Below are 10,056 nucleotides of genomic sequence, written 5' to 3' on the forward strand. Positions count from 1 at the left end.
AACAAGAGAGGAGGAACAAGATCCCGACAAGCGGGAAGAAGGATGACAATCGAAAATACGACCCAGCTAAGACGAGGGGGAATCCCCCCCCAGACCGAGGACGTTCTGAACCGCATGAACGGCGGTCAGATCACCCGTAGCACAGGCTTCACGCAGCACGACGGTGGGATGATGAATGAGCCGGTTGGTCAAAGTGTGCGCCAGGTAATCCAGGGTTTCCTCAGGAGATTTGCCCGCCGCCAGCAAAGCCTTTGCTCTGAACAGAACATCATCCCGGGTTTGCTCTGATTGGCGCCGGTAGGACTTGATCAGCTCCGCGCCCGTCTGCAACTGAACCCATTCAAGGAAATGCCCGACTTGCAGGGTGATGATTTCTTCCGCCTGTTCGGCTGCGGCTGCACGAGATTTCTGACCTTCATCGATAACCGATTTGAGATCATCGACCGTATACAGGTACACATCCTGCAAATCGCTCACCTGCGGCTCGATGTCGCGTGGAACGGCAATGTCGACCATAAAGATCGGACGGCGCTTACGCTGCTTGAGTGCCTGCTCTACCGCCCCTTTACCCAGTACGGGCAACGGGCTGGCGGTTGAGGAAATAACCACGTCGGCCTTGTGCAGATGCGCCGGGATGTCGGTGAGGCCGATGGCTAGCCCGCCAAATTGTTCAGCCAGGTGATGGGCGCGATCGATCGAGCGGTTGGCAACGATGACCTGCTTGAGCCCACTGCCCTGAAGATGACGGGCACACAGTTCGATTGTTTCACCTGCACCAATCAGCAGGGCAGTCTTTTGGGAAAGATCACCGAAAATCCGCTTGGCGAGACTCACCGCCGCAAATGCTACCGACACCGGGCTGGCGCCAATCTGTGTATCGGTACGTACCTGCTTTGCCACCGAGAAGGTGTGCTGGAATAACCGACTTAGAACGGGGCCCAACGCCTGAGCATCTTGAGCGATGGTGAAGGCATCCTTGATCTGGCCGAGAATTTGCGGCTCACCCAGCACCATGGAGTCCAAACCGCAGGCAACGCGCATCAGGTGGCGAATGGCGAGCTCATCGCGGTGGTCATACACATAAGGGGCGATGGCTTCCGGCGGCAAATGGTGAAACGCCGCCAGCCACTCGACCAGATTCTCCCGCACGCAATCTGAACGGGTATAGATTTCGGTCCGATTGCAGGTAGAAACGATCGCGGCTTCCTTCGCACCACAACCATGAATCAGGCCCTCAAGCGCGGAAGACATGCGCTCAGGCCCGAAGGCGATGCGCTCACGCACATCCACCGGGGCCGTTTTATGATTCAAACCAAACGCAATAAGTGACATAGACGCGAATTATAGCCTGTCGGAGTCGTATTGAGCAGCCGCACGATACAGCAAGCCAGCCATTATATAAGTAAGCACTGAAATATGACCGGGAAAAATTTGCATGGTTTATTATTTACGACCCAAGTCATTCAAGGGTAAGCGCTGCCGATTACGGTATTGCGGCCAGTAGCGCAACGAAGCCCAGAACAGTGCGACAATGCCCAAACCAGCAACCGACCAATTGGCCCACTCACCCAGGGGATAACCGGCATTGAACCAGGGCGAAGACAGTGCGCAGATCGCAGTGACAACGATCCCCACAGGTAGCGGCCATCGCGCATGGTTCAGACTTGACCAGCGATTCAACCAAAGCTGCGCCAACATGACCGAGATCAGGCCAATTACAGATCCCGCAAGCACATCGGTCGGCCAATGCACGCCGACGGCCATTCGAGACACGCCCAATAGAGCGGCCGCAAGCAGAACCACGACAGACCATCCGACTGATAAACGTAGGCCGACAATCAACAATCCTGCCAGCGTGAACGCCGTAACGGCATGGCCAGAGGGAAAGCTGCCGTGGTCGAGCCGATGCCCGATCAAGTGCATGGCATCAGCTGCCAGGACGGCGGGTGGTCTGGGTATATCAAGAATCGGTTTTATCGAGTGGGTGATGGCGGTCGCAACAAGCGCAGAAAGCAGCAGCAAGGCACCCAGGCGCGGACGCCAGAGCATGAACGGCAACAACAAGCCCAGAGCCAGATAGGTGTCGGCCAGAGCGGTCATTCCCGACCAGAAGCCAGGTGCCAAAGGCCCCAGATTATTGAACGCATGGAAAATGGCCATACGCGCACCCGGTACAGCCTCAACAAGAATCAAGGCCAACGATGCCGCCATGCCGAAACCACAGGCCAGACGAACACCCGGCAATTGAGAAAAGTTCATGTTCGAAGTCACGTGGTGTTTTGACAGGTTCATCGCGCAGGCTCATCAGGTTGTGACTTCGATTGACACCAATTGGCGTCCTCAAGTTCAGTCAGAGCCGACGGGCGCACATGATAGGACTTCACTTCCTTCGATTCGTAATACGTGCGCGAAAGCATTTCCGAAAGCACACCCGTGGTCAGAATCTGAACCGCAATCAACACCAGCATGATGCCGACCATGAATAACGGCCGATCACCAATTTGCTCGCCCATTATTTTCAGCACCAGAAGATAGGCAAGGATCAGGCTGCCAAGCGTACCGAAACCCATGCCCAGCATCCCGAAAAAGTGCGCGGGGCGGGCAGAAAAGCGCATGAAGAAATATACCGAGATCAGATCGATAATGACCCGGAACGTGCGCGACAAACCATATTTTGACGTACCGGCCGTACGCGGATGATGCGCAACCACTTCCTCCTGAATCCGGCTGGGCGAGGTTTGCGTTGCCAGCCAGGCAGGGATAAAACGATGCATCTCACCGTACAGACGCACGCCCTTGATGATCTCTGCACGAAACACTTTCAGGCTGCAACCGTAATCATGCAGCGAGACGCCCGTGATCCGTCGAATCAGTCGATTAGCAATTTTGGAGGGGACCTTGCGCAGCCAGAGATTATCCTGCCGGTTCTTGCGCCAGCCCGATACCAGATCGAGATCTTCACGCAGCAGACGATCCACCATGCGTGGAATATCCATTGGATCGTTTTGTAGGTCGCCATCCAGGGTGGCGATCACCTCGCCACGGGCGAAGTCGATACCCGCCTGCATGGCCGCCGTCTGGCCGAAGTTGCGTGCCAGTGGTACCAGTCGAACATGCGAACCGAACGCCACCCTGCCCTGCTCGATCATTTTCACGGTGCGATCACTCGAACCATCATCCACCAGCAGCAATTCCCAAGGTGCGGGGTAGTCGGCCAAGGCCTCATGTACTCGCTTTATCAAGGGGGCGATGTTTTCCTGCTCATTGAACACGGGGACCACCAGAGACAGACTGGCGGATTGATGCGATTTCGAGGTTGCCGAATCCACTGGAACCGAACCCATCACATCTGAGTTTATCGGCTCTGAATTCATCGGAGCGGAAGACTTAGGGGATTCTGGATGCGGCATGGGCAAATATCCTGAGCGAAACCATTAAATACGGCCCGACAATGTGGTGTCTGAAACAAAAGGTGGCTGATTTTAAGCCATTTCAGGCATAAATGCGCCATCGGAAAGCATTACCGGGCTTTGGCTGCAACATCGTGGCCCGGTTGCGACAGGTGTTAACCACTTATAGGCCTTTGAACGTACGCGGCAGCCTGAGTGTAAACACCAGGCCATGGGCATCTACTCTGTTAGAGACAGACACGGCTCCGCCGAGTTTACCGGCCGCCTCTCTGGCAATCGCCAGACCCAGCCCGCTTCCTTCTCCCGATGCGTCCTGCAGGCGGTGGAATGGGGCGAAAACAGCTGCCTGATTTTCGGTTGGAATGCCCGGCCCGGTATCAACAACTTCGATCAATACAGCATCAGCCTCTGCTCGTAACCTGAGGGTGACGACTCCACCGGAGGGTGTATATTTAAGCGCATTCTCCAACGCATTGCGCATAACCAGCCCAAGCGCTTGTGCGTTGGATTGAATACGTATCGAAGCGGATTCATCCATGCCCAAATCAATCTGTCGGGCTTCGGCCAGCGGAACGAACTCAGCCAGCCATTGGCGCGCGAGTGCAACAAGATCGATGTCCTGACAGGATTCCTCGCCAGACTGGAGTCTGGCCAGATCAAGCAGTTGCACTGTCAACTTCCGTGCCCGCTCGATTCCGGCCTTAAGTGGCACAAGACGTTCTCGCATCATTTCAGGAGAACTGGCCGCAGAGAGATTCTGTGCCTGAAGCGAAAGGGCCGTCAGTGGCGTGCGCAATTCATGGGCCGCATCGGCGATGAAACGACGTTGTTCAGCAATCATTGTATCCACTCGCGCCAACAACCGATTGATGGCTTCGACAAACGGCACCACTTCTTCCGGCAAGTTTTGTACCGACACGGGTTGCGGACGTTCAGCCGCCTGCAGGTCAATATCCTTTGAACGTTGTTTGAGCGACTTCAACTCAGCACGCACGATGAATGCAATGACACCGATGAGAATCGGCAGCATGAGTAAAGATGGAATCAAGGTGCGCAGGGCGCTGTTCAATGCGATTTCGTTGCGGCTCTCCGTAGATTGAGCCACAACAAGCTGTGATCCACCGCCCGTATCTCGTACAAATATCCGGATGGATTCCGGGCCGGCGGGATTCATCAAGGTGTGTAACCCTGCATCGATCCGCTCCGGCAGCCAGGCAGGACGCGCACGATCAGGGAGGCGATAAATCCGGATCAATGACTCGGGGTCTTCTACTGACTTGCTGACCGTATCCAGTTGCTGGTGCACGGTTCGCCCTGAAGCCGGAAAGTCGACACTGAGCGCCGCAACCTGCCGTATAGTGTCATCCTGAAACTCCTGAGCCTCGTCATAAGCGAAATAAAGCGCAGCAAGCGAAGCGCTGACCCCCGTAACGAGAACGGCCACTGCCAGCATTTTCGACAGACGAATCTGCAGTGAGTGTCTCCTTGCCGAACGCCCCTGAGATGTTCGAGTCACGGCGCCGTCCCTACTCGCCAGCCGGAGCCACGCACATTCTTGATGACGCCCGCCCCCAGCTTGCGGCGGACGCCATGAATCAGAAAATCAATCGCGTTACTTTCGACTTCCTCATTCCAGCCGTATATCTGCTCCTCCAGTTCTGCCCGTGTCAGAATCTGTCCCGGTCGCAACAGTAATGAATGAAGCAAGGCAAATTCGCGCGCACTCATTAACACAGTGACGCCGCTGCATGTAGCCTCGCGAGTCGCCGGGTCAAGATCGACATAACCATTGCTGAGGATGGGTGAAGACTGCCCGCTCTGACGACGTATAATCGCGCGCATCCTCGCCAGCAACTCATTCACGTCGAACGGCTTGACCAGATAGTCATCTGCGCCCAGATCCAGCCCCCGCACACGATCATCCACACCATCACGCGCCGTGATGATAATCACCGGCAGGTCGCGCCCCGCCTGCCTCAATCGCTTTAACACATCAAGACCGTCGTGTCCGGGCAATCCAAGATCAAGCAACACGACCTGATGCTCTGCGCTGTCGAGCGTAGCCAGCGCGGTTTTGCCATCTTGCACCCAGTCCACGGCGTATGCGGCATCTTTCAGGGCTGTGGAAACCGCCTCGCCAATCATGGCATCGTCTTCTACCAATAAAATGCGCATGACGCTCCTTAGCTCCTCGGAAAACTGAACTGCTGGCGCCTCGAACTCTTTTTTCGATATGGCTTTTACTCGATTTCAGCTTTTATCACATCTTTACGGGTCAGGCTGAGATAAACCACCAGGCTTGAGATGGCCACAAAAAACAGAAGACTGGTTTGAACCGTGCCCAAGCCAAGCCCGCCCACAGCAACCGGTTGCGACAGGAAATCGCCAAGTGAAGCGCCCAGAGGACGTGTCAGGATATAGGCAATCCAGAAAGCAAGGACTGCATTCAACTTGAACACGAAAAATGCGAAGGTCACAACGGCAATCATCCCGCCGAACATCAATGCCGAGTAGGCATAACCCATCGTCATCCGTTCGGCCACTAGATCACCGGCCGCCGTGCCAAGCGCGAACGTGAAAAGAATCGCGAGCCAATAGTAGAGCTCCCGCCCACGCGTATCGATACGATGGATCGACAGTGTTTTCTCCCTGGCATACCAGACCGCAAACGTCACAGCCAAGGCAACGGAGAAAGCAAGCGTGCTGGCCTCAAGTGGAACGCCGAGCTGATCGGTCAGAATATCGGTAATCAATGTACCGACGATACTGATCAACACGACCGTTAACCAATAGAGCCAAGGCGTGTAACGTTTTGTTTTAACTTGTGCGAACAGGAAACCAGCGAGCAAGCCCGTCATCACGATCGCCGTGCCCGTCAGCCCGACATTCAGATTGATATTGAGGAAATCAGCCGCTGTCTCGCCCACTGTAGTAGCGAGAATCTTGATAACCCAGAAAAGTGCGATGACTTCGGGCACTTTATTGAACAGTGTCTTTGCATCGGTCAGTTGAGCGTCATTCATTGAGCTTCTCCCAAAATTGGAAACGGCGCCGCAACGAACATCACGGCGCCCGACAGTAATCGTGGATCAGTCCGCACGATCGCCCGAGTCATCATGATCGGCCTGATCGGCTGTGACCGAAATCACCTTACCGTCATTCGCATCTACCTTGACATCTGAGACTGCCTGCCCCTTGACCACTTCCACATCAAAAACCCGCTGTCCTTGGAACGATTCATACTCGGCTTTTGAAGCCTTACCACCGACATGCTGTTCCGCTGCGGTCACAGCATCGGCAAGGCCAATATTTGCCTCAGAAATAGCCAGGGCATCGTTACCTTCGTGCTGAGAAGATGCATAAGCGCCACCAACGTCAAGAGCAGAAAGAGCCACCAGCGCGGCCAGATAAGTTTGACGTTTCATGATATTCATCCCTCTGTAATCGTGCAGACATTGCACAGGGACAAAGATAGCGGTCGAGAATTAGCTGAGAATTAGTGACTTCGACATTCAACTACGAAGCAGGAGAAATATCCACGGGCATAATCTCGGGCCACGATAGCTGCAAGCGCTGCAATAAACGAGACAAGGGCGTAATGCCGACAAATACCTCAACTATCTGGCCATTTCGAACCAGCAGGATCGTCGGCGTTCCCATGATGCGCAGCGTTTGTGCCAGCGCTCTATGCTCCATCACCGATAAGCGAAAAACCCTGTCCGGGTATCGTTTGGCAATCATGTCCAGAACCGGAGCCATTTTGCGACACGCACCGCAATTTGGCGCATCGAAAGCCACCAGAACATTCATACCCGACCGATCTTCAAACGGATGCGCCAAATGGTCAGCCACTTGCGTGGACTGAAAGGCACGCAGCAACTCATCAGGCACCGCTTGGCCCTGCATTGATTTCGCTCGCCGCACCACCAACCACTGCCCCAACAGGATCAGGAGCACCAAGGCAAACAAAACAGCGGGGACGGTCATATCGGGCATGGTCATAAATCCGTGTGTAATTCAATAAGTTTTGCTCGCAGCGGACAATCCTCGGGCAGGAAACTGCCTATGCGCGCAGTGAGAACGTAGAATAATACAGAACCAAATTCAGCGGCCACGGTCTCGTTTATTCCCCCGCTATCCGCCAAGAGGCATGACATGCGTTTTAACAAAACTCCCAAATCATCCATCGCCGGCCTGATCGAACTCCTCTCGCAACTGGAAACCGGGCGTAAACAGGGCTTCTGGGAAAAACCGGATCCTCGCGCACTGGCCCAGCGCTGGCATCCGGACACGGGATTCAAAGTCATTCACCATCCTGCCTTGATCCCGGTTGAAGATCTTCTCCATCGAGAAAAACAGCTTGGACAAATCGAACGAAATACACGCCTGTTTCTGAGTGGCAGACCCGCCAATCACGTGCTCCTTTGGGGTGCTCGCGGTACCGGCAAGAGTTCGATCATACGCGCAACCCTCACCCGTCACGGGGGGAAAGAACTGGGCATGATCGAGCTGGATCGGGAAGGCTTGGCTGCTCTGGGTGATCTGATTCAGATTCTGGGCAATCAGGACCGAAAATACATTCTGTTCATCGATGATTTGTCGTTTGAGGCAAACGATGCCAGTTACAAGGGCTTGAAAGCGTTGCTGGACGGTTCTCTGATGGCGCCACCTGATAACGTGCTGGTCTACGCCAGCTCAAATCGCAGGCACCTGCTTCCGGAATCCATGCAGGACAATCTGGCCGCACAAGTGGTTGAAGGCGAGTTACACGAAGGCGATGCGATCGATGAAAAAGTCTCGTTATCCGAACGGTTTGGTTTGTGGCTGGCATTCCATCCATTTAACCAGGATCAATATTTGGATATCGTGCGGGCGAAAATTCAAACCATTGAAGGAGACACACCCGAACAGACAGACAAAATCCGCGATGAAACACGTTGGCAGAAAGAAGCGCTCATGTTCGCGCGCTTGCGTGGGTCACGAAGTGGACGGGTTGCGCACCAGTTTGTGCGTTACTGGCTCGCAGAAAACCTGGCAGACATTTGAGAACGAACAGACAAACCCGTTTTTGATGACAAAAGAATGAAACAAAAGTTATCCAATTAACAACACCTTCTGCTCATTTCGAACCTCAGGATGAAAAACTGCTTGTAATTGATGTCTTTTGCTTTAATGTCGGTGTTGTGTTTACCAAGGCGCAAGTTTTGTTGCCCGACCATAAACACCTGAAGGGTGCGTTTTAGTGCTATACAAACCCTTTGGTTGAAACGATAGCACGTGTACGAGAGTATTTTTTCCGATGATTAATATCTATGTTGGCAACCTGTCCTATCAATCTGGCGATGCAGACGTTCGTTCTGCATTCGAAGCTTTCGGCGAAGTTAAATCCGCCAAAGTAATCCAGGACATGGCGACAGGTCGCTCCAAGGGTTTCGCGTTTGTTGAAATGGCTGACAAAGCTGCTGGCATGACTGCCATCGAGCAGTTGGACAACACCGACCTGAATGGTCGTAACATTCGTGTCAACGAAGCCCGTCCTCGCGAGCGTACCAATGATCGCGGCGGCGATCGTGGTGAATTCCGTTCACGCCACTAAGCCAAAAACCTCTTAGGTAATACGCTTAGATACAGTATGGGCCAACGGCTTTAAGCCTTTGGCTCCGGTGTGAATCAGAATTTACAGAAGGCTCGCAAGAGTCTTTTTTTTCGTCTGCAATTTATGAAAAATCAACGTTCCCAGTGTAACGCCCCCATGCAAAACAATAGATATGGTGTATTGGCATTACGAGAACGCCAATGCACATAGAACGGCTCAATTACGACCGCAAAAAGCTTGAGGCCCGGGACGATGACGTATGACTACAATCGAAATGGCATCACGACGTTGTTTGCCGCTTTAAATGTTCACGAGGGTACGGTGTGATCGGGGAATGCCTGCCCCGACATCGCAATGATGAGTTCCAAAGCTTTCTGATAAAACTCGACCGTGAAACGAAAAAGGGCTTCGATATCCATCTGATTGTCGACAACTGCGCGACCCAGAAACATCCCAAGATGAAGGCGTGGCTGACCAAGAAGCCACGGTTCCACATGCACTTTACGCCGACATCGGCATCATGACTGAATTTGGTGGAACGCTTTTTTCGGGACATCACCGAAGAACGTATTCGCAGAGGTGTTTTTCGCAGCGTAGATGAGTTAAAAGCCGCCATCACGGCCTATCTTGAACATCGAAATGCGCACCCAAAACCTTATCACTGGACCGCAACGCCTGACGCCATTTTGGCCAAGGTCACCAAAGCTAAAGAAATGTTGGAGACGTTACACTAGGAGCCTTACGTCTTGCCGGAGTTTCCTCCCACTAAGGCAGCCAACGCGGCCCCAATGATGATCAGATATTCAACGAGCTGGAACAGAACAACAATATGCCCGCCGGCTATATAAGAAACCCAACGATGACCGAGCCAAACAGCAAAACCCATCCGATAATAACGTTCATGCTTGTCCTATTGATCCGGAACATAGAAGATTGAACTTTTGTTAACGGGTTTTGTCTTTATTTGCATGGATAAAGAAGATGCAAGATTTCAAACCCTGGAGCAGTTGCATGAACGGCGTAAACAAGTCGTTCGACTGCATCGCAAAG

At 53.4% G+C, this 10,056-nt stretch carries 13 protein-coding genes; 3 read left to right on the plus strand and 10 right to left on the minus strand.

Annotated features, from left to right (window positions below; genetic code table 11):
• Window positions 1-66: 66 nt before the first annotated feature.
• The 8 genes from hemA to M7R55_RS08110 all read right to left on the minus strand — a co-directional run bounded on the left by hemA (window position 67) and on the right by M7R55_RS08110 (window position 7,406).
• Window positions 67-1,332: a glutamyl-tRNA reductase gene (gene hemA, locus M7R55_RS08075; protein ID WP_298219902.1), complete on the minus strand. Its 1,266-nt coding sequence runs from the start codon at window positions 1,330-1,332 to the stop codon at window positions 67-69.
• Between the two features lie 111 nt (window positions 1,333-1,443).
• A complete protein-coding gene (locus M7R55_RS08080; RefSeq protein WP_298219903.1) occupies window positions 1,444-2,259 on the minus strand; it encodes a phosphatase PAP2 family protein in 816 nt (271 codons plus the stop codon).
• Between the two features lie 29 nt (window positions 2,260-2,288).
• Window positions 2,289-3,410 (minus strand): glycosyltransferase family 2 protein, encoded by a 1,122-nt coding sequence (locus tag M7R55_RS08085; protein WP_298219904.1) that lies wholly within the window; start codon window positions 3,408-3,410, stop codon window positions 2,289-2,291.
• Window positions 3,411-3,573: 163 nt separating this feature from the next.
• A complete protein-coding gene (locus M7R55_RS08090) occupies window positions 3,574-4,926 on the minus strand; it encodes an ATP-binding protein (protein ID WP_298219905.1) in 1,353 nt (450 codons plus the stop codon).
• Complete coding sequence (locus M7R55_RS08095) at window positions 4,923-5,585, minus strand: response regulator transcription factor (RefSeq protein ID WP_298219906.1); 663 nt, start codon at window positions 5,583-5,585, stop codon at window positions 4,923-4,925. The genes M7R55_RS08090 and M7R55_RS08095 overlap by 4 nt, the downstream gene beginning before the upstream one ends.
• Before the next feature lie 65 nt (window positions 5,586-5,650).
• A complete protein-coding gene (locus tag M7R55_RS08100) occupies window positions 5,651-6,433 on the minus strand; it encodes a hypothetical protein (protein WP_298219907.1) in 783 nt (260 codons plus the stop codon).
• A gap of 66 nt (window positions 6,434-6,499) precedes the next feature.
• A complete protein-coding gene (locus tag M7R55_RS08105) occupies window positions 6,500-6,835 on the minus strand; it encodes a PepSY domain-containing protein (protein ID WP_298219908.1) in 336 nt (111 codons plus the stop codon).
• 91 nt (window positions 6,836-6,926) lie between these two features.
• Window positions 6,927-7,406 (minus strand): thioredoxin family protein, encoded by a 480-nt coding sequence (locus tag M7R55_RS08110; protein ID WP_298219909.1) that lies wholly within the window; start codon window positions 7,404-7,406, stop codon window positions 6,927-6,929.
• A gap of 159 nt (window positions 7,407-7,565) precedes the next feature.
• Here M7R55_RS08110 and M7R55_RS08115 point away from each other — a divergent pair, with 159 nt between their 5' ends.
• Both M7R55_RS08115 and M7R55_RS08120 read left to right on the plus strand, forming a co-directional pair.
• Window positions 7,566-8,456, plus strand: a complete 891-nt coding sequence (locus M7R55_RS08115) for an ATP-binding protein (protein ID WP_298219910.1) — start codon at window positions 7,566-7,568, stop codon at window positions 8,454-8,456.
• A gap of 253 nt (window positions 8,457-8,709) precedes the next feature.
• Window positions 8,710-9,006: an RNA-binding protein gene (locus M7R55_RS08120; protein WP_012823910.1), complete on the plus strand. Its 297-nt coding sequence runs from the start codon at window positions 8,710-8,712 to the stop codon at window positions 9,004-9,006.
• A gap of 308 nt (window positions 9,007-9,314) precedes the next feature.
• Here the strand turns inward: M7R55_RS08120 and M7R55_RS08125 are convergent, their stop codons facing one another.
• The gene (locus M7R55_RS08125; RefSeq protein WP_298219911.1) at window positions 9,315-9,458 is read right to left on the minus strand and encodes a hypothetical protein; all 144 of its coding nucleotides are present in this window, start codon (window positions 9,456-9,458) and stop codon (window positions 9,315-9,317) included.
• An 81-nt stretch (window positions 9,459-9,539) separates the two neighbouring features.
• On the opposite strand from M7R55_RS08125, the gene M7R55_RS08130 reads away from it, so the two are divergent.
• Window positions 9,540-9,740: a hypothetical protein gene (locus M7R55_RS08130; RefSeq protein ID WP_298219912.1), complete on the plus strand. Its 201-nt coding sequence runs from the start codon at window positions 9,540-9,542 to the stop codon at window positions 9,738-9,740.
• Window positions 9,741-9,745: 5 nt separating this feature from the next.
• On the opposite strand, the gene M7R55_RS12255 is transcribed toward M7R55_RS08130, so the two are convergent.
• Window positions 9,746-9,892, minus strand: coding sequence for a motility-associated protein (locus tag M7R55_RS12255; protein ID WP_366881174.1), 147 nt, complete (start codon window positions 9,890-9,892; stop codon window positions 9,746-9,748).
• Window positions 9,893-10,056: the final 164 nt, after the last annotated feature.

Source organism: Halothiobacillus sp., from assembly GCF_027346185.1.
GTDB lineage: Bacteria > Pseudomonadota > Gammaproteobacteria > Halothiobacillales > Halothiobacillaceae > Halothiobacillus.